The 26,689-nt window shown below is 67.9% G+C and carries 29 protein-coding genes and 1 pseudogene; 14 read left to right on the top strand and 16 right to left on the bottom strand.

What is annotated here, in order from left to right; genetic code table 11:
* Nucleotides 1-59 precede the first annotated feature (59 nt).
* Nucleotides 60-653 (bottom strand): Crp/Fnr family transcriptional regulator, encoded by a 594-nt coding sequence (locus BLV60_RS31015; RefSeq protein ID WP_093059165.1) that lies wholly within the window; start codon nt 651-653, stop codon nt 60-62.
* Between the two features lie 10 nt (nt 654-663).
* The gene (gene ylqF, locus BLV60_RS31010; RefSeq protein ID WP_093059163.1) at nt 664-1,626 is read right to left on the bottom strand and encodes a ribosome biogenesis GTPase YlqF; all 963 of its coding nucleotides are present in this window, start codon (nt 1,624-1,626) and stop codon (nt 664-666) included.
* Between the two features lie 212 nt (nt 1,627-1,838).
* Between ylqF and BLV60_RS31005 the strand changes: the two genes are divergently transcribed.
* The 3 genes from BLV60_RS31005 to BLV60_RS30995 all read left to right on the top strand — a co-directional run bounded on the left by BLV60_RS31005 (nt 1,839) and on the right by BLV60_RS30995 (nt 3,504).
* Nucleotides 1,839-2,450, top strand: a complete 612-nt coding sequence (locus tag BLV60_RS31005) for a cell envelope protein SmpA (RefSeq protein WP_093059161.1) — start codon at nt 1,839-1,841, stop codon at nt 2,448-2,450.
* A 147-nt stretch (nt 2,451-2,597) separates the two neighbouring features.
* A complete protein-coding gene (locus BLV60_RS31000) occupies nt 2,598-3,026 on the top strand; it encodes a CBS domain-containing protein (protein ID WP_093059159.1) in 429 nt (142 codons plus the stop codon).
* A 118-nt stretch (nt 3,027-3,144) separates the two neighbouring features.
* Complete coding sequence (locus BLV60_RS30995; RefSeq protein ID WP_093059157.1) at nt 3,145-3,504, top strand: HPF/RaiA family ribosome-associated protein; 360 nt, start codon at nt 3,145-3,147, stop codon at nt 3,502-3,504.
* Here BLV60_RS30995 and BLV60_RS30990 read toward each other — a convergent pair.
* The 5 genes from BLV60_RS30990 to BLV60_RS30970 form a co-directional block, all read right to left on the bottom strand.
* Entirely contained in the window at nt 3,491-3,964 is a 474-nt protein-coding gene (locus tag BLV60_RS30990; RefSeq protein ID WP_093059155.1) for a MerR family transcriptional regulator, read from the bottom strand. The genes BLV60_RS30995 and BLV60_RS30990 overlap by 14 nt on opposite strands.
* Nucleotides 3,954-4,382: a nuclear transport factor 2 family protein gene (locus BLV60_RS30985; RefSeq protein ID WP_093059153.1), complete on the bottom strand. Its 429-nt coding sequence runs from the start codon at nt 4,380-4,382 to the stop codon at nt 3,954-3,956. Before BLV60_RS30985 ends, BLV60_RS30990 begins: the two co-directional genes overlap by 11 nt.
* A gap of 104 nt (nt 4,383-4,486) precedes the next feature.
* Nucleotides 4,487-5,419, bottom strand: a complete 933-nt coding sequence (locus BLV60_RS30980; protein WP_093059151.1) for an SDR family NAD(P)-dependent oxidoreductase — start codon at nt 5,417-5,419, stop codon at nt 4,487-4,489.
* A 123-nt stretch (nt 5,420-5,542) separates the two neighbouring features.
* On the bottom strand, nt 5,543-5,926 hold the full coding sequence (locus BLV60_RS30975) for a response regulator (protein ID WP_093059150.1): 384 nt from the start codon (nt 5,924-5,926) through the stop codon (nt 5,543-5,545).
* A 130-nt stretch (nt 5,927-6,056) separates the two neighbouring features.
* Complete coding sequence (locus BLV60_RS30970) at nt 6,057-6,737, bottom strand: glutathione S-transferase family protein (RefSeq protein ID WP_093059148.1); 681 nt, start codon at nt 6,735-6,737, stop codon at nt 6,057-6,059.
* 171 nt (nt 6,738-6,908) lie between these two features.
* Between BLV60_RS30970 and BLV60_RS30965 the strand changes: the two genes are divergently transcribed.
* The 6 genes from BLV60_RS30965 (at nt 6,909) to BLV60_RS30940 (ending at nt 13,246) form a co-directional block, all read left to right on the top strand.
* Nucleotides 6,909-7,730, top strand: a complete 822-nt coding sequence (locus tag BLV60_RS30965) for an SDR family oxidoreductase (protein ID WP_093059146.1) — start codon at nt 6,909-6,911, stop codon at nt 7,728-7,730.
* 34 nt (nt 7,731-7,764) lie between these two features.
* The gene (locus BLV60_RS30960; RefSeq protein WP_093059144.1) at nt 7,765-9,348 is read left to right on the top strand and encodes a class I adenylate-forming enzyme family protein; all 1,584 of its coding nucleotides are present in this window, start codon (nt 7,765-7,767) and stop codon (nt 9,346-9,348) included.
* A 173-nt stretch (nt 9,349-9,521) separates the two neighbouring features.
* Entirely contained in the window at nt 9,522-10,709 is a 1,188-nt protein-coding gene (locus BLV60_RS30955; RefSeq protein WP_093059142.1) for an alpha/beta hydrolase family protein, read from the top strand.
* Nucleotides 10,696-11,421: an enoyl-CoA hydratase/isomerase family protein gene (locus BLV60_RS30950; protein ID WP_093059140.1), complete on the top strand. Its 726-nt coding sequence runs from the start codon at nt 10,696-10,698 to the stop codon at nt 11,419-11,421. The genes BLV60_RS30955 and BLV60_RS30950 overlap by 14 nt, the downstream gene beginning before the upstream one ends.
* A 51-nt stretch (nt 11,422-11,472) precedes the next feature.
* Complete coding sequence (locus BLV60_RS30945) at nt 11,473-12,444, top strand: tripartite tricarboxylate transporter substrate binding protein (protein ID WP_093059138.1); 972 nt, start codon at nt 11,473-11,475, stop codon at nt 12,442-12,444.
* A gap of 34 nt (nt 12,445-12,478) precedes the next feature.
* On the top strand, nt 12,479-13,246 hold the full coding sequence (locus BLV60_RS30940; protein WP_093059137.1) for an alpha/beta fold hydrolase: 768 nt from the start codon (nt 12,479-12,481) through the stop codon (nt 13,244-13,246).
* Nucleotides 13,247-13,263: 17 nt separating this feature from the next.
* Here BLV60_RS30940 and BLV60_RS30935 read toward each other — a convergent pair whose 3' ends face one another.
* Nucleotides 13,264-14,037, bottom strand: coding sequence for an IclR family transcriptional regulator (locus tag BLV60_RS30935; RefSeq protein ID WP_093059136.1), 774 nt, complete (start codon nt 14,035-14,037; stop codon nt 13,264-13,266).
* A 178-nt stretch (nt 14,038-14,215) separates the two neighbouring features.
* On the opposite strand from BLV60_RS30935, the gene BLV60_RS30930 reads away from it, so the two are divergent.
* The 4 genes and pseudogenes from BLV60_RS30930 (at nt 14,216) to BLV60_RS30915 (ending at nt 17,654) form a co-directional block, all read left to right on the top strand.
* Nucleotides 14,216-14,977, top strand: coding sequence for an SDR family NAD(P)-dependent oxidoreductase (locus tag BLV60_RS30930; RefSeq protein ID WP_256329655.1), 762 nt, complete (start codon nt 14,216-14,218; stop codon nt 14,975-14,977).
* Nucleotides 14,974-15,327 carry an NIPSNAP family protein gene (locus BLV60_RS30925; RefSeq protein ID WP_256329654.1) on the top strand — a complete coding sequence of 118 codons (354 nt, stop codon included), beginning with the start codon at nt 14,974-14,976 and terminating at the stop codon, nt 15,325-15,327. The genes BLV60_RS30930 and BLV60_RS30925 overlap by 4 nt, the downstream gene beginning before the upstream one ends.
* 36 nt (nt 15,328-15,363) lie before the next feature.
* Nucleotides 15,364-16,661, top strand: a pseudogene (hmgA, locus tag BLV60_RS30920) (homogentisate 1,2-dioxygenase).
* Between the two features lie 18 nt (nt 16,662-16,679).
* Entirely contained in the window at nt 16,680-17,654 is a 975-nt protein-coding gene (locus tag BLV60_RS30915) for a Bug family tripartite tricarboxylate transporter substrate binding protein (RefSeq protein WP_093059135.1), read from the top strand.
* A gap of 3 nt (nt 17,655-17,657) precedes the next feature.
* Here the strand turns inward: BLV60_RS30915 and gshA are convergent, their stop codons facing one another.
* From gshA to BLV60_RS30880, 7 genes are all read right to left on the bottom strand, one after another.
* The gene (gshA, locus tag BLV60_RS30910; RefSeq protein ID WP_093059134.1) at nt 17,658-19,214 is read right to left on the bottom strand and encodes a glutamate--cysteine ligase; all 1,557 of its coding nucleotides are present in this window, start codon (nt 19,212-19,214) and stop codon (nt 17,658-17,660) included.
* Nucleotides 19,215-19,379: 165 nt separating this feature from the next.
* Complete coding sequence (locus tag BLV60_RS30905; protein WP_093059133.1) at nt 19,380-19,697, bottom strand: putative quinol monooxygenase; 318 nt, start codon at nt 19,695-19,697, stop codon at nt 19,380-19,382.
* A gap of 23 nt (nt 19,698-19,720) precedes the next feature.
* Nucleotides 19,721-20,383, bottom strand: a complete 663-nt coding sequence (locus BLV60_RS30900; RefSeq protein WP_093059132.1) for an alpha/beta hydrolase — start codon at nt 20,381-20,383, stop codon at nt 19,721-19,723.
* A 151-nt stretch (nt 20,384-20,534) separates the two neighbouring features.
* Complete coding sequence (locus BLV60_RS30895) at nt 20,535-21,527, bottom strand: Bug family tripartite tricarboxylate transporter substrate binding protein (RefSeq protein WP_093059131.1); 993 nt, start codon at nt 21,525-21,527, stop codon at nt 20,535-20,537.
* Between the two features lie 82 nt (nt 21,528-21,609).
* Entirely contained in the window at nt 21,610-22,794 is a 1,185-nt protein-coding gene (locus tag BLV60_RS30890; protein WP_093059130.1) for an FAD-dependent oxidoreductase, read from the bottom strand.
* 7 nt (nt 22,795-22,801) lie between these two features.
* Nucleotides 22,802-23,737 (bottom strand): tryptophan 2,3-dioxygenase, encoded by a 936-nt coding sequence (locus tag BLV60_RS30885; RefSeq protein WP_093059129.1) that lies wholly within the window; start codon nt 23,735-23,737, stop codon nt 22,802-22,804.
* An 81-nt stretch (nt 23,738-23,818) separates the two neighbouring features.
* Nucleotides 23,819-24,799, bottom strand: coding sequence for an AraC family transcriptional regulator (locus BLV60_RS30880; protein ID WP_093059128.1), 981 nt, complete (start codon nt 24,797-24,799; stop codon nt 23,819-23,821).
* A 128-nt stretch (nt 24,800-24,927) separates the two neighbouring features.
* Between BLV60_RS30880 and BLV60_RS30875 the strand changes: the two genes are divergently transcribed.
* Nucleotides 24,928-25,401 carry a Fur family transcriptional regulator gene (locus BLV60_RS30875; RefSeq protein WP_093059204.1) on the top strand — a complete coding sequence of 158 codons (474 nt, stop codon included), beginning with the start codon at nt 24,928-24,930 and terminating at the stop codon, nt 25,399-25,401.
* 7 nt (nt 25,402-25,408) lie between these two features.
* Here the strand turns inward: BLV60_RS30875 and zigA are convergent, their stop codons facing one another.
* On the bottom strand, nt 25,409-26,602 hold the full coding sequence (gene zigA, locus BLV60_RS30870; RefSeq protein ID WP_093059127.1) for a zinc metallochaperone GTPase ZigA: 1,194 nt from the start codon (nt 26,600-26,602) through the stop codon (nt 25,409-25,411).
* Nucleotides 26,603-26,689 lie beyond the last annotated feature (87 nt).

The following is a 26,689-nucleotide window of genomic DNA, read 5'->3' as shown; positions in this document are numbered from 1 at the left end:
GGCGGGGCTCCTCCTGCACAGAAAGGCCCTCACTGTCGGGCCGCTGGCGGCCCGGCGCCTTAACCGTCGATAAGCCCCATCTCGGCACGCAGCCGCGACAGCGACACGTCGGTCATGCCCAGGTACGACGCCAGATGGCGCAGCGGAATGCGGCCGGTCCATTCGGGGCGCTCGCGCAGCAAGGCCTCGTAGCGCTGGCGCGCTGTGCACTGCAGGAAGACCTGCTCGCGCCGCATCTTGTCGTCGAGCAGCCCGGCCAGTGCGTGCAACTGCAGCGCGGTCCACGAAGGCAGCGCACCCACCGAAGCCTGCAGCGCGCCATACGGAAGGCGCCAGACCGTGGCCGGCGTCAGCGCCGCGATGAAGAAGGCTGCTGGTTCGCGCCGCATCATCTCGGTCACGGGCCAGATGAACGCGTCCTCGGCGTGGAAGTTCTTGTTCGACTCGCGCCCCTCGCTGTCGATGTAGAAGAGCCGCAGCAGGCCGCGCTCGACCCAGAATGCATGCTGCCAGGCGCTGCCGGCCGCCAGCAGGGTCTGGTGCGCGTCCAGCGGCTCGCTGCGCGCCTGGGCGGCGAGTGCTGCCAGCGATGCCGGCGCCAGTTCGGGAAAGCGCCGCGCCAGCGCCTGCTGCCAATCGGACACGGCAGGCATCGCGGCAGCCTCAGGCGTCCTGCTCGGGCGCAGTCTCGGGCTTCGGCTTGCCCTTTTGCTTGCGCGCCGCCTTCTTTGCAGCACGCTCGGCGTCGGCACGCTGGCCATCGGCCAGCCACAGCGCGAACTCGTCGGGCGTTTCGAGCGTGACGCGCCCGAGGTTGCCGGCGCGGAACTCGTGCATCACGATCTCCGCCGCCTTCTGCAGGTTGACCTTGCCCTTGCCCAGCAGCGCGCCGCGCTTGCGGCCGATGGTGTCGAGCAGCGACTCGTCCTTCATGCTGGCCATGGTCTCGGCGTCGAGCTCCACGAGCTTGAAGCGCGCGGCCACGCCGGCGGCGTAGTGCATCTTGAGATAGTTGAGCAGTTCCAGCGCCACCTCTTCCTCGTCGAAGGCGTTGCGCCCCACCGCACCGCTGGCCGCGAGGTTGTAGCCGCTCTTGGGCACGATGATGCGCGGCCACAGCATGCCGGGCGTGTCCCAAAGATAGAAGTCGTCGGCCAGCGTGATGCGCTGTTCGAGCTTGGTGATGCCGGCCTCGTCGCCGGTCTTGGCCTTGCGCCCGCCGGTGAGCGTGTTGATGAGGGTGGACTTGCCCACGTTGGGAATGCCGCAGATCAGCACGCGCATCGGCTTGGCCATGCCGCCGCGGTTGGGCGACAGCTCATGGCAGGCCTTCACGAGCTGTTGCGCGGGCGTGGTCTGGCTCGCGTCCAGGCCGATGGCGCGCGTGGCGGGCAGCGCGTTGTAGTGCGCCAGCCAGAGCACGGTGCGCGCGGGGTCGGCCAGGTCCTGCTTGTTGAGCACCTTGAGCGTGGGCCGGCCGGCTGTGAGTTCGGCCAGCATCGGGTTGGCGCTGGAGCCGGGCAGGCGCGCGTCGAGCAGCTCGATGACCACGTCGATGTCCTTCACCCGTTCGGTGATGGCCTTCTGGGTCGAATACATGTGACCGGGGAACCACTGGATCGCCATCGATGGGCTCTTTCTTTCGCGCTGTCTGGCTGTCTGGGAATGGGGGCCGCCGAGGGGGCCGGGTGCGCATTGTGAACCGGGAACCTGAACGGGAGCTTGTTGCTACGCTTTCGATAGCTGCAACCGGGCATTGTGCCTTCGCCTTCGGCTTGTTCGACCCTAGAATCCGCGCGCTGCCCCCGCAGCAATACCAACAACTCCGAGGGAAATCCATGCTCAAGCGCCTTGCCGCTGCCGCCCTGCTGGCAGCCACCGTCGTGCCCGTGTCCGTCGTCCATGCCCAGCGGCCCTCCCCGCCGCCCGGCCCGCTGGTCAGCGGCTTCCTGTGCTGCAACATGCGCACCTACGGCGACTCGATCAGCGACATCAACTACGACGAGCAGGGCACGCGCATCGTCGCGGTGGGCACGCCGGCGCGCATCACGGCCTACGACTTCCGCTGGTTCAACCTGGACCTCGCCGGCAAGCCGCAGCGCATCAAGAACGACTACAGCCGCAACATCCCGCTGCCCGCGTTCGCGCAGCGCTACGTGGTGACCGAAGACCCGAAGCAGAAGATGGCGGCCTTCCCGCCCGCAGTCCGCGACGCCATCCTCGCCGGCAAGGTGATGCCCGGCATGACGCGCGAGCAGGTGCTGATGGCCATCGCCTACCCGGTGGCCAGCGAGAACCCGAGCCTCGATGCACCCGTGTGGCGCTACTGGCGCGACAGCTGGTCGGAGTTCCAGGTGCAGTTCGACGAGAAGGGCCTCGTGAAGGCGGTGGTGGGCGACCCTGTGGCGTTGAGCCGCGTGCTGGCGGCAGCGCCTGCGCAACAACCTTAAGTTCTCTCGCATTGCGCGTGCCTTGCACACACGCGCAATCCCTTAGAGGGTTTTGCATCGCGGGGGCAGTTATCGCCCCTATGATTTGACCGAGTGCGGCGCCCGAGCGTCGGTCGAATCGAAAACCCTTTGATGGAGTTACCCGCGATGAAACCCGTCTCCGAACTGCTCAAGCGCCATGATTCCGCAGCATGGCGCACCTCCCCCGACACCAGCGTGTTCGACGCGCTGGCCACCCTGGCCCGCTTCGAGGTGGGCGCGCTGATGGTGATGGAAGGCGAGAAGCTGGTGGGCTTTCTCTCCGAACGCGACTACACCCGCAAGGTTGCGCTGCAGGGCAAGAACTCGAAGGAAGTGAAGGTCCGCGAGATCATGACGCCCGACGTGATGACCGTCACCCCGCAGACCCGCACGCGCGCCTGCATGACGCTGATGAGCCAGCGCAAGTTTCGCCACCTGCCGGTGGTCGACGGCGACAAGGTGGTCGGCATGATCTCGATTCAAGACCTGATGGACGACATCATCTCGGACCACGAGGCCACCATCGAGCAGCTGACCACGTACATCCAGAGCTGACCCGGCTCGCCGCATTGCGGACCCTGCCCGGCACATGGGTAGGGAACAGACCTACGTGCACCGCGGCGCTTCGGCGCGCAAAGTGGGCTTTCGTTCATCCATCCAGCAGGGACATTGCATGCAGATTCAGGTCAACACGAGCAACGGCATCACCAACAAGGACGCGCTGGAGCGTTGGGCCGACACCGAGATCAAGCAGCACCTGAGCCGTTTCGTCGAGGACGTGACGCGCGTCGAGGTGCATCTGAGCGACGAGAACCACGACAAGACCGGCGGCGGCGACAAGTGCTGCGTGATGGAAGCGCGCCTGGCGCACCACCAGCCGCTGGCGGTAACACAGCACGCGGCCAGCCTCGACGAGGCCTTCCGCGGCGCGGCCGACAAGCTCAAGCGTTTGCTGGACAACACGCTGGGCCGCCTTCACAACCACCGCGACCGCGGCTCGATCCGCACCGACCCGAGCTTTATCGCGGAGTAGCCGCAGCAGCAGCGCTGCGCCTGCCGCGTTTCGGCGGCTTCAGGCTGGGCGTCTCGGCAGGAACGAGCGGCGGGCGGTGGCCGCTGGCCATCCACTCGTCGTAGAAGTCGATCTTGCGGTCGACCAGCGACAGCGCCCGCTTCCACTCGGCGATGGTCTCGGTCACGCGCTCGCGGTGGGCCGCGAGCATGTCGCGCCGCTGGCGCAGCGTGACCTTGCCCTGCACCGCCAGCGCGGTGTATTCGCGCATCTCGGCAATCGACATGCCGGTGCGGCGCAAGCGCTCCATCAGGTCGAGCCAGCCGACGTGCAGCTCGACGTACAGGCGACGGCCGCCCTCGTCGCGCGCCACGCCGGGCACGAGGCCCTGCGTTTCGTACCAGCGGATGGCGTGCACCGTGCGGCCGGTGCGCGTGGCCAGCTCGCCGATGTGAAAAGGCGTGCCCGTGTCAGCCGGCATGGGCGGCCGCCGTGGCCGAAGGCGCCTGCAGCACCTCCTGGACCAGTGCGGTGTCGAAGTACTCGGTCAGCTCTTTCACCTTGCCTCCTTCGAGTCGGTAGACGTAGCAATAGCGGTTGTTGTAGCGCTTGCCGGCCTTGGTGGGTACGTCGCCGCTGAACAGCACCACCACCCGGTCGCCCTCGGCAATGATGCGCTCGGTCTTGCTCACGTAGGGCCCCGCGAACTGCGCGAAGAGCGGGTTCAGCAGCTCTTCGCGGATCGCCTTCTTGCCCCGGTAGGTGCGCGACCACGCGGTGGAGCCTTCGAGCTTCCAGCTGGCGTCGTCGGCAAGGCTGTCGACGAAGACCTGGCCGTTGCCCTTGTCCAGCTCGTCGTGGATGCGCTGGACCAGGGCCTTGTTGTCGATCGTGTTCATGGCTTCATTTCCTTGTCTTCGATGAATGAACCGGACATCCGGTGAATTCATTGGAAATGCTCGAGTGCACTCGAGGTCAAGCGCGCCATGAACACGCGGGCCGGTCAGCCCCTCTTCGCGTTCGCCATGCCCTTGGCGACTTCGTTCGCGCCCTGCGCCGCGCCGCTTTGCGGCACGGCCTCGCCTTCGCGCTCGGTCACTTCCGACAGGCGCGCCGCCAGCTGCTCGGGCGTGTCGGCGGCAATGCCCAGCCAGGCGCCCTGCGTCAGCGTGATGTGCGCGGCCTCGAAGGTGCCTGCGCCGGCGCAGAGGATGGTGCGGTTGGGCGCGTCCTGCGCGGCCAGCACCAGCATCGCGGGCACCACGGCCTCGGGGCGGAAGGCTTCGAGCATTTCCTTGGGGAACAGGTCCTCCGTCATGCGGGTGGCGGCGGTGGGCGCCAGGCAGTTCACGCGGATGTCGTTCTTCGCGCCTTCGATGCTCAGCGTTTGCATGAGGCCCACCAGCGCGAGCTTGGCTGCGCCGTAGTTGCTCTGGCCGAAGTTGCCGTACAGGCCGGTGGACGAGGTGGTCATCACGATGCGGCCGTACTTCTGCTCGTTCATGAGCGCCCAGACGGCCTTGGTGCAGTTCACGGCGCCCATCAGGTGCACGTCGACCACCAGCTTGAAATCGGCCAGTTCCATCTTGGCGAAGCTCTTGTCGCGCAGGATGCCGGCGTTGTTCACGAGGATGTCGACGCGGCCCCAGGCATCCACGGCCTGCTTGACCATGGCCTGCACCGCCTCGAAGTCGGTGACGGATGCGCCGTTGGCAATGGCCTCGCCGCCGGCCGCCTTGATTTCGTCGACCACCGCCTGCGCGGCGCTCACCGAGCCGCCGGAGCCGTCGCGCGCGCCGCCCAGGTCGTTGACCACCACCTTGGCGCCGCGCGCCGCAAGTGCCAGCGCATGCTGGCGGCCCAGGCCGCCGCCCGCGCCGGTCACGATGGCCACGCGGCCCTTGAAGTCGATGTTGCTGCTGTTGCTGTTGCTCATGTCTCTCTGTCGCTTTCCTGGGAAGTTGCCGTTGTCCGGTTGCCGCTAAAGCGGCAGCGTGGCGTTTTACCCCAGAAAGACGCACGACCCAGTCATGCGCGCGTCAGCCGGCGTCACCCTGCATCAGCCGGGAAGGGACGCGCGCACCTGCGCACAAAAGTCCACCAGCTGATCGAGCTCGGCCGACTTGTCGAAGAAGGCATCAGCGCCCAGCTGCCGCGAACGCTCGCGCATGGCGGCGTTGGCGTAGTTGCTCAGCACGATCACCTTCTGGTGCGGCGCCCGATGGCGGCAGGCGCGGATCACGCCCAACCCGTTGCCGCGCCGCAGGAACAGGTCGACGATGGTCAGGTCCCAGTCGCCGGTGTGCTGGTGCAGCCAGGCCACGGCCTCCTCCTCGGTACTGGCGGAGGCCACCACCTTGGCGTCAGTTACGTCTTCCAGGAATCCGACGAGGTTCTCGCGAATCACGGGGCTGTCCTCGACTAGATAGGCCTTGAAAGTCATGGGGAGGTCGCGAGGTCGGTGCTTGCGCGGTGCATGGAGGCATCCTCGCAGCCCAACGGCCGCGCGCGGTGAGCCATGCAGGCCAATGCCTGTAGGCCATCGGCCAGCGCCACTGTCGGTCATCCCGTGCCTATGGGCGTCTGCCGAGCCCTGTTCCGGGCGTCGGCAACTGCTGAATACCCTGCCGGGCGGCCGCCGCGTCCTGCACCGCCATCGCGCGCTCGAAGCCTGCGCGCGAGCTCAGGCGCTTCCAATACTGCTGTACCGCGGGGCCGAAGCGCTCGTGATGGCCCAGCACCCTGGCCAGCAGCAGCGCGTAGCCGATCGAGATGTCAGCCGCCGTGAACCGGCCGGCGCATGCGAAGTCTTGCGCCTCCAGCAACCTCTCGAGCGCCCGCAGGCGCACGAAAAAGAACTGGGCGTAGTCCTCCGCGGCCTGGGGCTGGCGGCGGTCCTCCGGCTCCAGCAGCGTGTAGCGAAGCACCAGGGTCTGCGGAAAGGTCAGCGAGGCCTCGCCGAAGTGAAGCCAGTTCAGGTAGTCCCCATAACCGGCCTCCTCGCGCTCCACGTTCAGCGAGGTGGGAGCGTTGATGCTGGCCAGGTACTGGCAGATGGCCGCCGACTCGGTCATGAGCGTTTCGCCATCGACCAGCAGAGGCACCGTGCCCTGCGGGTTGATCTTGAGGTACTCGCGATGCAGCACCCGCGGCGGAAACGGCAGCATCTCCAGCCGGTAGGGAGCGCCGAGCTCCTCGAGCATCCAGAGAACGCGGAACGAACGTGCATTCGCGCAGTGGTAGAGCGTGATCATCGGATGGAGGGCTCGACGCCGGAAGTTGCCGCGCCGATGGTCGCACGCACATTCCGCGGCGCCTTGCGTCGATTGGCTGCGACGCGCGCAGCCAGTCGGCGCAAGTTTTCTTCCGCGCCGGCGAATAGCCTGCGGACTCTTGCGATAGCCGATCGCGATTGCGGAGTGTCCATGCCGTCCCTGAAATCGAAAACCCTCTTCATCACCGGTGCCAGCCGTGGCATCGGCAAGGCCATTGCCCTGAGGGCCGCGCGCGATGGCGCGAACATCGTGGTTGCGGCCAAGACGGCAACGGCCGACCCCCGCCTGCCCGGCACGATCCACAGCGCAGCCGAAGAAATCGTCGCCGCCGGCGGACAGGCCCTCGCGGTGGTGGTCGACGTGCGTGACGAAGCCCAGGTCCGCAGCGCAGTCGACGCCGCGGTGGAGCGCTTCGGCGGCATCGACATCCTGGTCAACAACGCCAGCGCGATCCACCTCGAGACTGTCGAGCGCACGCCGATGAAGCGCTACGACCTGATGTTCGAGATCAACGCACGGGGCAGCTACCTGTGCGCGCAGGCCTGCCTGCCGTATCTCGAGAAGGCGGCCAACCCGCACATCCTGACCCTGTCGCCACCGCTGGACATGAACCCCAAGTGGTTCGCGCGCCATGCGGCCTACACCACCTCGAAGTACGCGATGAGCATGCTCAGCCGAGGCCTCGCCGAAGAGCTGCGCGGGCGCGGCATTGCGAGCAACTCGCTGTGGCCGCGCACCGTCATCGCCACCAGCGCGCTGCGCATCGCGGCGCCCGACGTGGCGGGACAGGCCCGCCTGCCGACCATCATGGCGGACGCCGCGTGGCACATCCTGACCCGGCCGAGCCGCGAGCTCACCGGCCAGCTGCTGATCGACGAGCAGGTGCTGCGCGATGCCGGCGTCACCGACTTCGAGCCCTACCTGGTAACGCCGGGCGTCGAGCCGCTGATCGACTTTTTCGTGGAACCGTGACCAGGCCGCCGTGCCGCCCCAAGGAGACCAACGCATGCAAGCAGCCGACACCGAACGCGCAAGCATCGCCCGTATTTCGCTCGCAGACGTCGTGCGGCGCAGCGCGAGGCGAGATCCGGACAAGATCGCAGTCATCCAGGGTGATCGACGGGTCACGTTTGCAGCGCTCGATGCCGCGAGCGAGCGCGTGGGCGAGGCACTGCGCGACCATGAACTCGCCGATCGCCGCATCGCGACGATGTGCGTCAACTCGATCGAGCACCTCGCGGCCATCCAGGCCATCCACAAGTCGGGCAACGTCTGGGTGCCGGTCAATGTGCAGCTCGATGCGGCCTCGATCGAGCATGTGCTGAGTCACGCCGAAGCCAGCGCGGTCTTCATCGATGCAGCGCTGTTCGAAGTGGCGGCGCTGCGCACGCTGGTCGAGCGCCTGGGCCTGCTGACGGTGGTGATCGGCACGCAACACCAGGCTACCGCCGGCACGCTGCATTTCGACGCGCTGGCATCGCGCCCGCCGGCGCAGCCGCTGGCCGCTGCCCGTGGCGACGATGACCTCGCGCTCATCATGTACACCAGCGGCACCACGGGAAAGCAGAAGGGCGTGATGCATTCCCACCGCTCGGTCCATGGCGCGCTGCTGAGCTGCGCGCAAAGCTTCGAGGCCACCGAGCGCGATGTGGTCGTCTCGGTGCTGCCGCTTTTCCACTGCGCCCAGCACGCCATCAGCACCGGCGCATTGATGGTCGGCGCAACGCTGTGGCTCGCCAGCGGCTTCGACCCGGCGGCGATGCTGGCGGCCATCGGGCGCGAACGCATCACCTGGCTGTCGTGCCTGCCGATGATGTTCGATGCGCTGATGAAGCACCCCCAGCGCTCGCAAACCGACTTCTCTTCGCTGCGCCTGTGCATGTACGGCCTGGCGCCGATGCCGAAGAACCTGCTCGCGGACATCCAGCGCGACATGTGCCCCGACGTGCGCCTGGGCACCGGCCAGACCGAGATGTACCCGCCGACCATGGTCTACCGCGCGAGCGACCACCCGGGCAAGGACGGCAACTGCTGGGGCGTATCGGTGGCGGGGGTGGAGACCGCCGTCATGGACGACGACGGCCGGCTGCTCGGGCCGGGCCAGGTCGGCGAGATCGTCCATCGCGGGCCCAACGTCTTCCTCGGCTACCTCAAGGACCCGGAGGCCACCGCCGCGGCGCGCCGCTTCGGGTGGCACCACACCGGCGACATCGGCATGCTCGACGCCGACGGGCACATGCTGTTTCTCGACCGCAAGAAGGACATGATCAAGACCGGCGGGGAGAACGTTTCCAGCGTCAAGCTGGAGGCCGTGCTGCTCGCCCACCCCGCCGTCGGCGCCGCGGCCGTGGTGGGCCTGCCGCATCCGCACTGGGGCGAGGCGGTCGCCGCGTTCGTGGTCTTGCGCCGCAATGACGGCTCGTGCGGCGAAGACGAACTGCTGGCGTTCTGCAAGGAGCGCCTCGGCCGGTTCGAGGTACCCAAGTCGATCCGCTTCGTCGACGGGATGCCGATGACGCCGACGGGCAAGATCCAGAAATTTCAGCTGCGCACTGCCCACCTGGCGCTCTTCGAGTCCGGGGAAAGGTAGGCGCCGGGTCCGGCCACCGGGTGACGGAGCAACGCCAGACGCAGGCGTTGGCAATTCTCATGTTCATCTATCGGACAAAGCCATGGTTTCGGGAGATGGGTGCGCGAACAATGGATCGATTCATCGACCTGACGCGGGACCGCCGGGCGCCAGCCCGCCCCCCCTGAAAAACCATGTTCTTCTACTTCCCCGAAAACTACCGCTGGTCTCTCGCCGTGCTCCGCGCCATCGCCGCGGGCGGACTGTTCGGCGAAATCGACTGGGCCTGCTCCCGCCTGAAAGACGCGGCGCGGGTGCAGCCTTCCGGCGACGTGGAGGCCTGGCATCGCGCGTGGGGAGAGCTCGGGCGCCAGCTGGAGCAATCTGCCGCCGACGCCCTGTCGCGCGGCCATCGCGTCAGCGCCAGCGATTTCTCGTTGCGCGCCTCGGTCTATCACCAGTGGGCCGAGGGGCTGCTGGACCCCGACGACCCCCGCGCCGAACTTTCCTACGCCAAGCACCTGTCGTGCTTCGAGAACTTCGCGCGGAACCGCGACCCGGCCATCGAACTGGTCGACATTCCTTTCGAGGGCAGCGTGATCCCGGCCTACCTGGTGCCCGCCGTGGGCCGCAGCGGCCCGGGGCCGGTGGCACTCCTGTCTGATGGACTGGACGCCAACAAGGAAGAGATGTTCTACGTGGCGTTGAATCTCGCGCGGCGCGGAATCGCCACGCTCGCCTTCGACGGTCCGGGCCAGGGCTCGGCGCTGCGCGTGCATGGCCTGACCGCCCGCCACGATTTCGAGAAGCCGGTGACAGCCTGCGTCGACTGGCTCGTGCAGCGCCAGGACGTGGACCCTGCACGCATCGGCATGGTGGCGGCCAGCTGGGGCGGCTACTACGCACCGCGCGCCGTCGCGTTCGAAAAGCGAATCAAGGCTTGCGCCGTGATGGGCGCGGTCTTCGACACGCATGCCTGCATGGTCCGGCGCGTCGGCTACGTGCCGGGCCAGGGTGCCACGCAGCTAGGCAACAGCGCGCCACTGGGCACCACAGGCAAGCAGATCCTGCGAATCCTCGGCGTGCCCGACTGGGAAAGCGCGTTCCACAAGCTGGAGGATTTCCGCCTCGAAGGCGTGGCCAGTCGCATCGACTGCGACCTGTTCATCGTGCACGGCGCCAACGACCGGCATGCGCCGCCTTCGGAAGCCCAGCGCCTGCTGGAGGCGGTGAGTTCGCGCCGCAAGCAGCTGCGCGTGTTCACCGAAGAAGAAGGCGGTGCAGCCCACGTGAACCTCGACCGGCCGGAGCCCGCGCTGAGCCTGGTCTGCGACTGGATGGCCGAACGCCTGCAGGAGACGACGCACCATGACCACGCCTGAATCTTCCTGGATCGGTTGCGATGTGCGCGACGAGGTGGCCACCATCCGGCTGCAGCGCCCGGAAGCCGGCAACCGGCTCACCAACGCCATGGCGCTGGCGCTAGCCGAAGCGCTGGATGCCGCGTGCGACAGCCGGGTGATCGTGCTGCGCGCCGAAGGCCCTGACTTCTGCCTGGGCCGCGAGATGGCGCCGCCGCCCGGTGCCGGGGTCAATGCGGCCGACGTGCTGCGCGACGACGCGGGGCCGATCCAGAGGCTCTACGAGGCGTTCGGCCGCTGCCGCTCGCCGGTGGTCGGGATGGTGGCGGGCCGGGCATGGGGCATCGGAACGGTGCTGGCCGCGCGCTGCGATCTCACGCTGTGCGAGGAAGACAGCAGCTTCGCACTGCGCGAACTCGAACGCGGCATTCCGCCCTGCATCGCCATGGCACCGCTGCTGGACCGCATGCCGGCCAAGGCGCTGGCGCACCTGGTCTTCGGCGCGGAGCCCATCGGCGCGCGCGAGGCGCTGGCTGCGGGAATCGTGGGCCGGGTCGTCGAGAGCGGTCGACTGCAGGCCGAGGGCGATGCCCTGGTGCAGCGCCTTCTTTCCTTCCCCGTGCCGGCCATGCAGGCGGTGAAGCAGTTCCTGGCGACCGCGCCGCGCCACCACGAACCCAATGCAGTGCTCTACGGGGCGGGCCTGCTGGCCAACGTGCTGGGCTCGCGCTGAACGGCGGCGCCGGCACGGCGCGGCAAGGAAAACAAAAAAGGAGACATCACCATGCGACTTTCATTTCTTGCGCCCCTCATGGCCGCCTTCGCGCTGGCGAGCGCATGCGCGCCCGCCGCATCCGCCACCTACCCGGAAAAGCCGATCCGCATCCTTGTCGGATTTCCGGCCGGAAGCACCGGGGACCTGATCGTGCGCATCCTCGGGCCGCGCATGGGGCAGGCCCTGGGCCAGCCCGTGATCGTCGAGAACCGGCCGGGCGCGGGCAGCAGCATCGCCGCCGAAGCCGTGGCCCATGCCGCACCCGATGGCCACACGCTGCTGCTGAGCACCACCGCGAATGTCATCAACCCCAGCCTGTATCCGAATCTCCGCTTCAGTTTCGTCAAGGACCTGACGCCGGTGACGCTGCTCGCCGAAGCGCCCGCGCTGCTGATCGCGCGCGCCGACCTGCCCGCCCGCACCGTCAAGGAACTGGTTGCCGCGGCGTCCGAAGCGCCCGGCAAGTTCAGCTACGGCTCTTCGGGCAATGGCACCTTCACGCACCTCTACGGCGAGCTGTTCAACCAGTCGGCCCAGGTGCGCCTGACGCACGTGCCCTACAAGGGAGGCGCCCAGGCGCTGACCGACGTCATGGCCGGCCGGGTGGACCTGGCCTTCACGCCGGCAGCGCCGGTGATGGCGCAGGTCACCGCCGAAAAGGTCAAGGCGCTGGCGGTCATCGGCCGGCATCGCCTTGCCGCCCTGCCGCAGGTGCCGACCTTTGCGGAAGCCGGCATCGCCGGCTTCGACTCGGCACTCTGGTTCGGCCTGCATGCGCCCGCGGGCACGCCGGGCGCGGTCGTCGAACGGCTGTCCTCCGAACTGCAGAAAGTGCTTGCCGACCCCGAAGTCCGCCGGCAGCTGAGCGACCAGACCGTCGAGGCCGCCGCAAGCACACCGGCCCAGTTCGCGATCACCATCGCGAGCGAATCGTCGAAGTGGGCCAAGGTGATCGGCACCGCGGGCATCAAGATCGACTGACACGGCACGCCCGCATGGGCAAAGGAGAACGCACATGACTCTGGGCCACGAAATCCGGGGCAGCGGCCCCCAGCGGGTGATGGTCCTGCACGGCTGGTTCGGCGACCACGGCGTATGGGCGCCGACCTATCCGCTGCTGGACGGGAAAGCCTTCACGTATGCCTTTCCCGACTACCGCGGCTACGGCGCCTCCCGCGCCATCGGGGGCGAGCACACGATCGCGGAGATTGCCGCCGACAGCCTCGAACTCGCCGACCGGCTGGGGTGGGGGCGCTTCAGCCTGCTCGGCCATTCCATGGGCGGCATGGTGGCGCAGCGAGTGGCAATCGATGCGCCCGACCGCATACAGGCCGCCGTGTGCGTGACGCCGGTGCCGGCTTCCGGCGTGCCGCTGCCGGCGGAGGTCGCGGCGCTGTTCGCATCGGCGGGCAGGAGCGACGAGGCGGCACTCGGCGTGATCGAGAGCTCGCTGGGCTCGCGCCTGACGCCTGCACTGGCCCGCTCGATCCTGGCCCACCAGCGCAGCACCTCCGAGCCCGTCGCCTTCGAGGACTACTTCGGCGCATTCTCGAAAACCGATTTCTCCGACAGGGCTGCGGGGCTGCGCGCGCCGCTGATGGTGCTGGTGGGCGAGCACGACGGGGGCGTGTCTTCCGACTTCGTGCAAGCCACCTTCCCCCGCATGTACCCGCACGCGCAGATCGAGACGCTGCCGAATGCCGGCCACTACCCGATGCTCGAAACGCCGGCGTATCTCGTGACGCGGGTCGAAGCCTTCCTGCGGCAGCACGGCGGCGGCTGAAGAAGCAGCCAGCCGCCTCAGGTCTTGCGCTTGCGCAGCAGCACCTCCACCGACTGCGTGGCACTGCGCAGCATCTCGGCCACCTGCTCGATGCGCCGCTGGCTCAGCCGCTGCGACAGGGCGGCAACGCTCAGCGCGCCCACGGCCTGCCCCATCGAATCCCTGAAGGGCACGCCGACCGCCTTGACGCCCAGGCTCACACGGTTCTGGATCACCGCGGCGCCCATGGCGCGCGTCTGCAAACAGGCCTGCGCCAGATCCTGCGGCGACAACTTTCCGAAGGCCGCCAGGCTCGGCCCCACCCTTTCGATGATGTGGGCCCGCTCTTCGTCGTCGATGGCCGACAGGATCGCGAGCCCGCCGGCGCCCACGCCCAGCGGGCGCCGGCTGCCGACCTCGAGCACCAGCGCGCGGACGGGAAAGGCCCCCTCGCGGCGGTGCATGCAGACCGCATCGAAGCTGCTGCGCACGACCAGGTAGACGGTGTCGCCCGTCTCCTGCGCCAGCGTGCCCATCGCAGGGTCGCACAGGTCGCGGATGTCGTGCATGGTCGAGCCGGCCACGCCGAGTTCGAATGCCAGGGGCCCGAGCTTGTAGCGCCGGAGCTCATCGTTGAAGACTGCCAGTCGTTCCGCGGCCAGCTGCCCCAGGATGCGATGCACCGATGGATGCGGGATCTGCGATTTCTCGGACAGTTCGGTCAGCGCCAACCCGCGAGGGCCAGCGGTGGCCAGCAATTTGAGAATCACCACGCCTCGTTTCAGCGAGCCTGCATCGGAGGGCGTTTTCATGTTCGATTGATGGACAAACGACTGGTTTGAAGCGAGTCATTAGAAAACAATTCCCGCTGGAGCCATAGCGGCGCCCCGTCTATCGGACACCACTCTTGCCGAACGGCGAGACGAGCGACGGAACCCAACGATCAAGGGCAGTCATGAAAAAGCACAGGGCGCTTTGCGGGAGGTTTCGATGAGCACGATGCAGGAATGCGCTCTGGCGCTGAAAGACAGGGTCGCCGTCGTCACCGGCGGCAGCAGCGGCATCGGCGCCGCCTGCGTGCGTGCGCTGGCGGACGCTGGAGCGACGGTCGTCATCGGCTACAACGAAGGCGCGGAGCGTGCACAGGCACTGCGCGCCGAACTGCCAGGCGATGGCCACAGCACGCTGCGGATTCCGCTGACCGACAGCGCGGCGCACGCCGCCATGGCGGACACCCTGCATCGCAGCTTCGGCCGCGTCGACGTGCTCGTGAATTCCGCCGGCTTCACGCATCGCATTGCGCACGGCGACCTGGATGCGCTGGCACCAGCGCTGTTCGACGAAATACTCGCAGCCAACGTCGGCGGCCCGTATGCCATCACGCGTGCGCTCATGCCGCTGCTGAGTGCGTCCACCGATGCGGTCGTCGTCAACGTGTCTTCCGTGTCCGCCTTCACGGGCCTGGGCAGCAACATCGCCTACTGCGCGGCCAAGGCGGCGCTCGACACCATGACCGTGTCGATGGCAAGAGCCTTCGGCCCCGTGCGCTTCGTCAGCGTTTCGCCCGCGGCGGTCGACACCGATTTCGTTCGCGGCCGCAACCGCGACGACCTGCTCAAGAAGGCGGCCGCCACGCCGCTCGGGCGCATCGTCACGCCGCAGGACGTGGCGCTCGCCGTGCTGGCCTGCGTGACGCACCTGCGCACGGCCACGGGCACGCGGATCGTCATCGACGGAGGGCACAGCCTGTGACCGCCGGACCCGACACGACCGCCCGCATGCTCGTGGAGCAACGCACCTACACCACCCATCCCGGCCAGTGGCGGGCCTACCTGTCGCTGTACGAGGCCAAGGGCCTGGCAATACAGCGCCGCATCCTCGGCCGCATGGTTGGCTACTACCGCACCGAAACCGGCCCGCTCAACCAGGTGATCCACATGTGGGCCTACGTGGACATGAACGAGCGCGCCGAGCGGCGGGAGCTCCTGATGGCCGACCCGGCATGGAAGGCCTACGTGGTGGAAATGCTTCCGCTGCTGCAGAGCCAGGAATCGAAGATCCTGCTTCCGGCGCCCTTCTTCACGCCCCGGTGGCAGGACTGACGACCGCATCGATCCGGAACAAAGGATGGAGACACCATGACAACGCTCGACTACCAGAGCGGATTCGGCAACCAGTTCGCCAGCGAGGCGCTCCCGGGCGCCCTGCCCGTCGGGCACAACTCGCCGCAGCAGGCGCCGCTGGGCCTGTATGCCGAGCTGCTGTCGGGCACGGCCTTCACGGCGCCGCGCGACCACAACCGGCGCACCTGGATGTACAGGAGGCGCCCCAGCGCCATGCACGAGGCCTTCGCGCGCATCGACGACGGCAACTGGCGCAGCGGACCATTCACCGAAGCGGAAACACCGGCCAACCGGCTGCGCTGGAACCCCTGGCCGATGCCGGCCGGGGACGCGGACTTCGTCGACGGCATGCTGACCATCGCCGGCAACGGCGACCCGCACGCGCAGACAGGCTCGGCAGTGCATGTCTATCGCGCGAACCGCTCGATGGACGGGCGCTACCTCGCGAACTCCGACGGCGAACTGCTGATCGTGCCGCAGCATGGCGCGCTGCTGCTCCATACCGAACTGGGCCGCCTGCACGTCGCCCCCGGCGAGATCGCGCTGGTGCCGCGGGGCATGCGGTTTCGCGTCGCGCTGCAGGAGGGCGAGGGCGAAGGCGAGGCGCGGGGCTATGTCTGCGAGAACTACGGTGCGCCCTTTCGCCTGCCGGAGCTGGGGCCGATCGGGTCGAACGGGCTGGCCAATGCACGCGACTTCCTGGCGCCCATGGCGGCCTTCGAGGAAGACGCCGGCCCCGTGCGCATCGTCAACAAGTTCATGGGCCACCTCTGGGAAGGCACGCAGGCCGGCACGCCGCTGAACGTGGTCGCGTGGCACGGCAACCTGACTCCCTGCAAGTACGACCTGGCGCGGTTCATGGCCATCGGCACGATCAGCTTCGACCATCCCGATCCGTCGATCTACACGGTGCTGACCTCCGGCACCGACACGCCCGGCGTTGCCAACTGCGATTTCGTGATCTTCCCGCCGCGCTGGCTGGTGGCGGAAGACACCTTCCGCCCGCCCTGGTTCCACCGCAACGTGATGAGCGAACTGATGGGGCTGGTGCGCGGCGTGTACGACGCGAAGGCCGAAGGCTTCGTGCCCGGCGGCGTGAGCCTGCACAACTGCATGCTGCCGCACGGGCCGGACGCCGCCACCTTCGAGCGGGCAAGCACGGCCGAACTCAAGCCGCACCGCCTCGACAACACGCTGGCCTTCATGTTCGAGAGCCGCCACGTGTTCGGCCCACGGCGCAAGCGCTTGGCGCCGCCAATCTGCAGCCGGACTACGACGCGGTATGGCACGGGTTCAGGGCCGCCAAGGCCTGACGGAAAGAGACAACGACCATGACGGCTTTCACCCGGCGCGACTTCGTCGTCGCCACCGCCTCCGCACTCGCGCTGCAGCCCCCGGCTCGCGCGCAGAGCGACTACCCCAGCCACCCGATACAGCTTTGCCACGGATTCGGTGCAGGCGGCAACGCCGATGTCGTCTCGCGCCTGCTCGCGCAGAAGATGCAGGAGACGCTGAAGCAGCCCGTGGTCGTCGATATCAAGAGCGGCGCGGGCGGCCTGATCGCCACGGACTTCGTGGCCAAGGCCCGGCCCGATGGCTACAACATCGTCATGCTCACCGGCGCGCACACAGTGTCGGCCGCGCTGCGCAAGACGCTGCCCTACGAACCGGTGAAGGACTTCGCATTCGTCTCGACCGTGACGAGCTTTCCCTTCGTCATCGCCGTGCGCGCGGAGCATCCGGCCAGGAATCTCGCGGAACTGCTAGCCACTGCGCGGCAGGCGCCGGAGCGGGTCACATTCACTTCGGTGGGCGTGGGCTCGACGCAGCACATGGTCGGGGAACTGCTGGGCGTCAGCGCCGGCGTCAGGCTGCTGCACGTGCCCTATCGCGGCGGCGGCGCACCGGTGCAGGCGGTGATCGCGGGCGACGTCGACATCCTGGCGGACACGCTGACCGTTGCAACGCCGCACATCCAGTCTGGCCGGCTACGTGCGCTGGCGGTCACCAGCGCACAACCCTGGCCGTCGATGCCGGAGGTGCCTGCCGTCGCGAGCGTGCTGAAGGGCTTCGAGATCCGCTCCTGGCTGGGACTCGCGGCGCCCGGTGGCACGCCGCCGCAGGTGATCGAGCGCCTTGATCGCAGCGTGCGAGCGGCGCTCGGCGACCCGGGCGTCAAGGCAACGCTGGCATCACTGGGCAGCGAACCCGCGCCCTCTTCGCCCGTCCAGATGAAGTCGATGATCGAACGCGAGATCAAGCGCTGGAGCGAGGTCGTCGCCCAGGCCGGGATTCCCCGGCAATAAGCCTCAGGCAGCGACCGCCATGCGGCCGCGCGCCATGCCCAGCCGCGCGGGCGAGACGTACTGCTCGCGGTAGATCTCGAAGGGCATGGTGTCGGCCGCCTCGATGCGCTTCTGCTCCTGGATCGACTCGGCAGTCATCTGCTCGAACTCGGCCTGTTGCGCTGCCGAGAACGGCAGGCCCAGCAGTGCGGCGCGGGTCTGCTCCGACTGGGCACGCACGAAGCCGATGAAGGAGTTGCCGTGGTCTTTCTCGATGGCCGCGAGCACGCGGGCCGAGGGCAGGCTGTCGGGGTTCTGCAGCGCGGCCCTGGCGGCGCGCACTGCGTCGGCATGCGCCGTGCCACCCTGCGCCGCGTCGAGCGCGGCGGCAATGGGCAGGCACTGCTCGACCAGCTCCAGGCCCCATTCGGCCAGCGCCACTTCGCGTCCGTCGCGCTGCAGCTTCAGGCCCGGCTCGCGGCCGCGCGCGGCCGTGAGGTGCTGGTTGTGCGCGAGGTCGGCGATTTCCTGCGGCGTGTCGTCGGGGCTGTCGCTCAGCAGGCAGTGCAGCAGGAACACGTCGATGAAGCGCATGGTCTGCGCGTTGATGCCGACGGTCTCGAAGGGGTCGAGGTCCATCAGGCGCACTTCGACGTATTCCACGCCGCGCTCGCGCAGCGCATGCAGCGGGCGCTCGCCGGGGTTGATCACGCGCTTGGGGCGGATGGTGCCGTAGAACTCGTTCTCGATCTGCAGCAGGCTGGTGCCCAGCTGGTTGTAGTCGCCGCCGAGGTTGCGGATGCCAATGGATTCGTAGGCCGCCCACGGGCGCGTGAGCGCGTCCTGCAGCGAAGCGCCGTAGCCGTCGAGGCTGTTGTAGCTCACGGCCAGCGAGGCCTGCGCGTCGCTCTGGTAGCCCAGGCGGCCCATGCGCAGCGAGGTGCCGTGCGGCATGAACATGCTGCCGTCGCCCAGCGGCTGCAGCTCGTGCGGGCGGCCCGCCACGAAGCTCGAACACAGGGCCGGCGAGGCGCCGAACAGGTACAGCAGCAGGAAGGCCTGGCGGCGGAAATTGCGAATCAGCGCGAAATACTGTTCGCTCGACACGTCGGGCAGCGACCAGTTGTAGTGAATGCCCGAGATGGTCTGCATGCGGCGGCCATAGCGGTGACTCAGGCCCATGCGGTAGACGCTCTTGGCGCGGCCCACGTTCGACGAGCCGTAGCGGCCGATCGGAATGGTCTCGTCGGTCGGCAGGCCGCAGGGCATGCTCGACACCCACAGGCGCTCGTCGCCCAGGCCGTCGAGCACCCGGTAGGTGAACTGGTGCACCCGCGTGAGCTCTTCGAGCGCCGATTCGACGTTCGCGTGCACGCCCGTGATGAGTTCGAGCTGCGATTCGCTGAAGTCGGTCGTGATGTGCGGATGCGTGAGCGCGGAGCCCAGGGCCACGGGATGCGGCGTCAGCGCGAGCTTGCCGTCCGGCAGAGCGCGCAGGCTTTCCTTCTCGATGCCACGTCGCATGCCCTGGAGGCGTGCGGCTGAAAGTGCACCCAACCTCTCCAGCAATCTGTTGCTCATATTGTTATGACCCATCAATCTTCTGAGGGGCTGGAAGGTAGCACGGGCACGCGGGCATTGCTCGTGCAGGGAATCCCGAGGCAGGCTACCCTGTGGTTCGCTATGTTTTTGATAGCTATCTGCATAGACGACGCGCCAGTGAACGGCCCCGATGGCTGGTGAATTTCAGGCCTTGGCGCGCCCGGCCGACAGGTCGATCTCGTCCGACTGGTAGACGTGTATCTCCGGCGTGCCGTCGGCCATGGCCGCCAGCGCCTTGCCGAAGGCGCGCGAGGCGTCCACGCGAAAGTGCGTCTGCAGCGCGGCCATGTCGCTCCAGCGCTCCACGAAGGTCAGTCGCAGCGGGTCCTGCACGTCGGTCGTGACTTCATGCGAAATGCAGCCGGCTTCGGTGCGCGAGCGCAGCACGTGCTCGGTGCTGATGGCGAGCATGGCCTGCAGGGTGTCGGGCTTTGCCAGGGCGTGTCCGATGACCAGGATCATTTTCTTGTCTCCTTCGACGAAGTTCAGCCGAGCACCCGCAGCAGGAAGCGGTTCAGATCGGCGATTTCTTCCATGCACACCGAGTGCGCCATCGTGTATTCGTGCCACTCGACGGTATAGCCCAAGGCGGCCAGCGCGTCGCGCGAGCGCATCGCCGCGGCAAGGGGCACCACGGGGTCTTGCCGGCCATGGGCGAGGAACACGGGCGTTTCGTGGTTGGCCGCGTGGCGTTCGGCCGCCGTGGTGGCCGCGATCGGCAGGTAGCCGGAGAGGCCGACGATGCCGGCCAGCCGCTCGGTGTGGCGCAGGCCAGTCATCAGCGCCATCGCGCAGCCCTGCGAGAAGCCGGCCACCACGATGCGCTCGGCGGCGATGCCGCGGGCTTTTTCACTGGCGATGATCGCCTCGATGGTCGCCTGCGAGCGGCGCAGTCCGGCCTCGTCTTCCTGCGCTGCCAGGTCGGGCAAGGCGATGTCGTACCAAGCCGGCATCTGGTAGCCGCCGTTGATGGTCACGGGCATGACCGGCGCATTGGGGAACACGAAGCGCACCGGGCCCACGGCAGAGAGCTCGAGTTCGTTCGCAATGGGCACGAAGTCGTTGCCGTCGGCGCCGAGGCCGTGCATCACGATCACCGTGGCGGTGGGGTTGGGGGCGGTTTCGATCTCGATGGGAGGACGGGACATGGTCGGGCAAAGGTATTCAGGAACGCGGATGACCGCACCTTAGCGCATCCGGGGCCTGCCCAAGGCACGGAAACGGCCGGTTGGCTGACTTGCACATCGTTGCGATGTGCCACCGTGCGGTTGCCCGGGCAGGCGACTGTCTGACTGTCTGTTACTCGGCCTTGATGCCCACGGCCTTCACGATCTGCGCATAGCGCTCGTATTCGGCCGCCACCTGCGTCTGGAACTGCCGTTGCGGATGGCCCGTGGCCTCGATGCCCTGCACCGCGAGTTCTGCACGGGCGGCCGGAGCCTGCACGATGCGCCCCGCCTCCGCCGCGATGGCGTCGAGTACCGGCTGCGGCGTGCGCGCCGGCGCGAACAGCCCGAACCATGTGCCCGAGCGGTAGCCCGCATAGCTTTCGCCCACGGTCGGCACTTCGGGCAGCAGCGCATGGCGCCTCTCGCCGCTGGTGCCCAGCGCCACCAGCCGGCCGCTGCGGATGTGGGGCAGCGCGGGGCCGACCGCGATGAACATCACGTCGACCTGCTCCGCGATCACGTCCTGCATGCCCAGCGGGCCGCCACGGTACGGGATGTGCGTGACGTAGATGCCGGCCTTCTGCTTCAGCAGCTCCATGCTCAGCTGCTGCGGGCTGCCGTTGCCGGCCGAGGCGTAGTTGATGCGCCCAGGATGCGCCTTGGCCGCGCGAACGAAGTCGGCCACCGTGTGGAAGCCGGTCTTCGGGTTGGCGACCAGCACGAAGTCGATCTGCCCGAGCGACACCACCGGCACCAGGTCGCGCCGGGCGTCATAGGGCAATCCGGCCTGGATGTTGGGGAGGATGGTGATGGGGCCGTCCGCGCCCACCAGCAGCGAGTAGCCGTCGGGCTGCGCCTTGGCCAGCCCATCGGCGGCCAGGATGCCGGCCGCGCCCGCGCGGTTGTCGACCACCACCGGCTGCTTCCATTGCTCCGACAGGCGCTGCGCCAGGTAGCGCGCCAGCACGTCGGGCGAACTGCCGGGCGTATTCGCGACCGTGATGTGCACGGGCTTCGACGGGTAGGCCGCCGCCGGTTGCGCCTGCGCGGCCGCGGTCAACGAAGCGCAGGCCCACAGGGCAAAGACCGGCTTGAGCAGCTTCGACAGGAAATGGGCACGCATGGCGAACTTTCGGTTGCAGGAGGCAAAGCGCGCGATTCTGTCGCGCCCTCGCCCGCAAACGAACGACCCATTTGTCAGATGCTTAGGCTGGTTCCGGCATATGCAGCGAGCCGAACTCTCCCAGCTGCCGGTAGAAGGCATCGACCTGCTGCTGTGCCCCCTCGCGCATCGCCGCATTGCGCCGCGCGCAGCTCTCGGCATCTTCCATCGCCCCCGCCTCGCCCACCTTGCGCGAGGCGTCTTGCACGAAGCGGCACATCGGGTAGCGGCGTTCGCCGAAGGCGCGCAGCGTGGCGTCGGCGATGCCGTGCCGCGCGAGCATGTCGGCCAGCACCACCGCGTCTTCCACCGCCATCGCCCCGCCCTGCCCCATGAAGGGCGTCGAGGCATGCGCCGCGTCGCCGATCAGCAGCACGCGGCCCGCGTGCCAGGGCAGCGGCGTGTGCACCTCCTCGACGGCCGTGTAGAGCACTTCGGAATCCGCGCCTAACTGGTCCAGAAACTGCCGCGCCGGGCCGCCGAACTCGGCGAAGCGCTCGCGCATCTGCCCTGGCCAGGTCTCCTTCGGATACCAGCGGCCGGCGAGCTCGCTGACCGTGCCGAAGATGTAGAGCCTGTCGTCGCTGATCGGCATGATGCCCAACCGCTTGCCGACGCCCATCATCATGATCTTGGCGTCCAGCGCACGCGGCCGCTCGTGCACGCTGCGCCAGACGCCGAAGCCGGTGTAGCGCGGTGCGACGGGGCCGGCGACGGCCTCACGCACCTGCGAGCGGATGCCGTCTGCGCCAATGACGAGGTCGAAGCGCTGTGCCGTGCCGTCCGAAAACATGACCTCCGCGCGATCGCTGCCGCCGGGCGAATCGATCTCCGCGACCGTCGTCGCCAGCCGTATCTCCACGCCCAACGCATCGAGCCGCGCGGCCAGGATGCGGTGCATCTCCGCGCGCCTGATGCCCACGATAGGCGCCGAGCCGCCGCTGGAGCGCGGATAGAACACATCGACGATGGGCTCGCCGTGGTGGTCGAGGTAGACATTGCGGCCGTCCTCTATGGCAAAGCCCGCGTCGAGGATGCCGGGCAGAACACCGACCTTGCGCAGCGCCTCGAGCCCGTTGCCGTAGATGAAGATGCCCGAGCTCTGGAAGCGCCACTCGGCCTGCTTCTCGACCAGCGTGACGCGAAAGCCCTTGCCGGCCAACGAGATGGCGGCCGAGCAGCCCGCGATGCCCGCGCCGACGATCAATACCCTTGCTGCCTGTGTCATGCCGTGCTCACAGCTGCGTCCGCACGGACCACAGCTCGGGAAAGAATCGGTGATCGACCACGCTGCGCAGCCAACCCACGCCGGCCGAACCGCCCGTGCCCGGCTTGAAGCCCAGGATGCGTTCGACCGACACGAAATGCCGCCAGCGGTACTGCGAGAACACATCGGCGATGTCCATCAGCGCCTCGCCCAGCCGGTATAGGTCGTTCTCCGGCGTCGGATCGCCGTACACCCACAGCCACGCCGCCTCGACGCCCGGGTTCGGCACATAGGGCGCCGACCAGTCGCGCGCCAGCGCCTCGGGGGGCACGGCGATGTCGCGCCGGTGCAGCAGCGCCAGCACGTCGTCGTACAGGCTCGGTGAATTCAGCGCGCGCTCCATGTAGGGCCACACGTCGGGGTTGTTCGCATGCGCGCGCGCCAGCGGAATCGACTTGTTGCCGAGGATGAATTCAACGTGCCGGTACATGTACGACTGCTGCCCCGAGGCAATGCCCAGCGTGTTGCGGAACTGGTTGAACTCGTGCGGCGTGATGGTCGAGAGCACGTCCCAGGTCTTGCCAAGGAATTCGAGCAGCGCGCGCACGCGCGGCACCAATTGCAGCGCACCGGCCACGTCGTCGCCCCGGATGCGCACCTGCATGTTGGCCAGCTCGTAGTGGATGGCCTTGAAGCTCAGCTCCTTGCAGTGCGTGATGCACATGAAGACCATCTCGTCGTGGCCTTCGCTGCGCATGTGCTGCAGGCTCAGCAGCAGGTCGTTGCGCTGGTGCTCCAGGTAGGGGTTGCTGCTGCCTTCGAAGGCCACCAGTGGCTCACCATCGGTGTTTTGCACGGTGGCCGCGCGCTGCTGGTTGTCGCCGGTGGCGATGGGCTTCACCAGCGACAGCTCGAGCACGGGGTTGCGCACTTCGGGAATGACTCTTTTGCGTGGGGTTGCCATGCGCCGATTGTTCGACCCGCACGCCGCCGCCTCAACCTCCGGCAGGCCGGATTTGGGCACCGACCGTCCGGGACGGCAGATTCAGTCGGATTCGGGTCCGCCCTGCTGGCGGGCGTACGCGCTCGGGGTCATGCCCGTCCAGCGCTGGAAGGCGCGCGAGAACGCCTTCTCCGACGCATAGCCGACCGCCTCGGCCACCTGGTGCAGGCTCAGCTGCCGGTTCTTGAGTTTCTCGGCCGCCAGCGTCATGCGGTACGAGCCCAGGTAATGCATGGGCGTGACGCCCACGAGCGCGCGAAAGCGCTCGCTGAAGATGGTGCGCGACAGGTAGCTGGCCTGCGCCAGCGTGGCAACCGACCACGGATGCTCGGGCCGCTCGTGCATCAGCGACATCGCACGGGCGATGCTTTCGTCGTCCAGCCCGCGCAGCCTGCCGACCTGCCCCGTCTGGCTCTGCGCCTGCGGCTGGGCATAGAGGTGCTCGCACAGGATGTGCACCAGCAGCAGGTCGGCCATGCGCGCCGCCGACAGCTGCCAGCCCGGGCGCTGGGCCACGGTTTCGTTCACCAGCGATTCCATGGCCTGCGCCAGCGAGGCGGTGGTGGGAATCTGCGCCTGCCGAAGCACGATCAGCGACGGCAGGCTGCCGATGATCGAGCCCAGGCCCTGTGCGGGCATCCACAGGTGCAACGAGAACAGCTCGGTGACCGGGCCGCCGCCGCCATGCGAGAACACGATGGGGTGGTCGCCGTGCCGGCCGATCGAATGCGCCTCGATCAGCTCGCGGAAAGGCATCGCATCGAGCCCCGGCGCGGACGACACGGTGTGCGCCCCGCCTTGCGGCAGCATCGCGATGTCGTGCGGCGCCACCTGCACCGGCTCGGCGCCGTCCACTGCAACCCAGTAGGGTGCGCCGGTGCACATGCGGATCAGCGGACCGGCCACGCCGGTCGAATGCAGCGCCCAGGGAGCAGAGAGCGAAAACCGCGCAGTCACCGCCCTTTCTGACTTGTACGTCGCAAGCACATGGCTGAGTACGTCGCCGCCCCGCTCTGTGTCCATGCTGTTCGTGCCGCCCGGTGGTGTGTCTCGATGGCGGCGATTATCTGGCATGCCAGGCGGGCGATTGCGCCCCGCGCTACCCAAGGCGCCCCGGGATGCAACACAATGGCGTTTCGCAAGAAGACCGCATGAAGACAACGACCTCGCACCCGAAGCCCCCTCGCGCCGCCCCGTTCGACAGCGAAACGCTGCTTCGCGACAACGGCCTGCGCGTCACGCGCGCCGCGCAGACCGTGCTCGAGCTGATCGAACACAGCTCGCAACCCCTGACGCACGAAGAAGTGGCCTCGGCCTACACCACCGCCACCGGCGAAACGCCCGACCGCGTGACGGTCTACCGCGTGCTCGACCGGCTGGTCGAGGCCGGCCTGTGCGACCGCCGCGTGGGCCCCGACCGCGTCAACCGCTTCTCGCGCCATGTGGAGGCCGAGTCGGGCAACACCTTCGAGTGCGACCAGTGCCACAAGGTGCTGGCGCTGCCGTCCGATCCGGAACTGCCGAAGGTGATGGGCCGGCTGGGGCGGGCCTTGCGCAAGCAGGGCATCGACACCCGCCACACTGCGCTGACCCTCCACGGCACCTGCGGCGACTGCGCCCGCTAGGCTTTTCTCACACGTTCCACGAGGGGAACGGATCCGGAAAGTTCTGCCACCACGAGGCGCCGAAGCGCATCTCGTTTTCCGTGAGCAGGCACTCGTCGAGCCGGGCGCGCAACGCGTCTTCGTCCATGCCGATGCCGATCAGCACCAGCTCCTGCCGCGCGTCACCCGTGGCCGGGTCCCAGTTCTTGTGGATCAGTTCCAGCGCATCCGGCTCGGTCGGCCAGTGCTCGCGCGGCACTGCGGCCCACCAGAAACCCGCCGCGCCATAGCGGCAGGCGCCGCCGGCCTGCGACCACGAGCCCGCACGCGTGGCGCGACTTGCAAGCCAGAAGAAGCCCTTGGAGCGCACCACTCCTTCCCATTCGCTTTGCACCAGCTTCCAGAATCGCATCGGGTGAAACGGGATGCGCGAGCGGTAGACAAAGCTGCGAATGCCGTATTCCTCCGATTCGGGCACGTGCTCGCCGCGCAGTTCGGCCAGCCAGCCGGGCGCCTGCTCGGCTTGCTCGAAGTCGAACAGGCCAGTGTCGAGCACGCGGTCGAGCGCCACGCGGCCGAACTCCGACACCTCGATGCGGGCGCGCGGGTTCAGGCTGCGCAAGATGGCCATCAGCCGTTCGCGCTCCTCGGGCGTGACGAGGTCGGTCTTGTTGACCACCAGTACGTCGCAGAACTCGATCTGCTCGATCAGCAGGTCGACCACCGTGCGCGTGTCCTCGTCGCCGAGCGACTGGCCGCGCTGGCCGAGGCTGTCGGGCGAGCCGTAGTCGCGCAGGAAGTTGAAGGCGTCGACCACCGTCACCATGGTGTCGAGCCGGGCCACGTCGGCCAGGCTCTTGCCGTCTTCGCTGGCGAAGGTGAAGGTCTCGGCCACGGGCAGCGGCTCTGAAATGCCTGTGGACTCGATCACCAGTTGGTCGAAGCGCCCCTCCTTCGCGAGCCGGTTGACCTCGATCAGCAGGTCTTCGCGCAGCGTGCAGCAGATGCAGCCGTTGCTCATCTCGACCAGCTTCTCGTCGGTGCGAGAAAGCTCGGCGCCGCCGTCGCGCACCAGCGCGGCGTCGATGTTGACCTCGCTCATGTCGTTGACGATGACCGCCACGCGGCGGCCCTCGCGGTTGTGGAGGATGTGGTTCAGCAGCGTGGTCTTGCCGGCGCCAAGAAAGCCGGAGAGCACGGTAACGGGGAGGCGGTCAACCATGGGGCAGGCTCCATATATGCAACAGGATTGCATTATATGGATCAACGCAACCTTGTTGCGTTTTACTGCCGAGCCCCGGTCGCCATC

Source organism: Variovorax sp. YR634 (assembly GCF_900106655.1).
Taxonomy (GTDB): Bacteria; Pseudomonadota; Gammaproteobacteria; order Burkholderiales; family Burkholderiaceae_C; genus Variovorax.
Note: the sequence above shows the minus strand (reverse complement) of the source record. Positions and strands in the feature narration are given on the sequence as shown.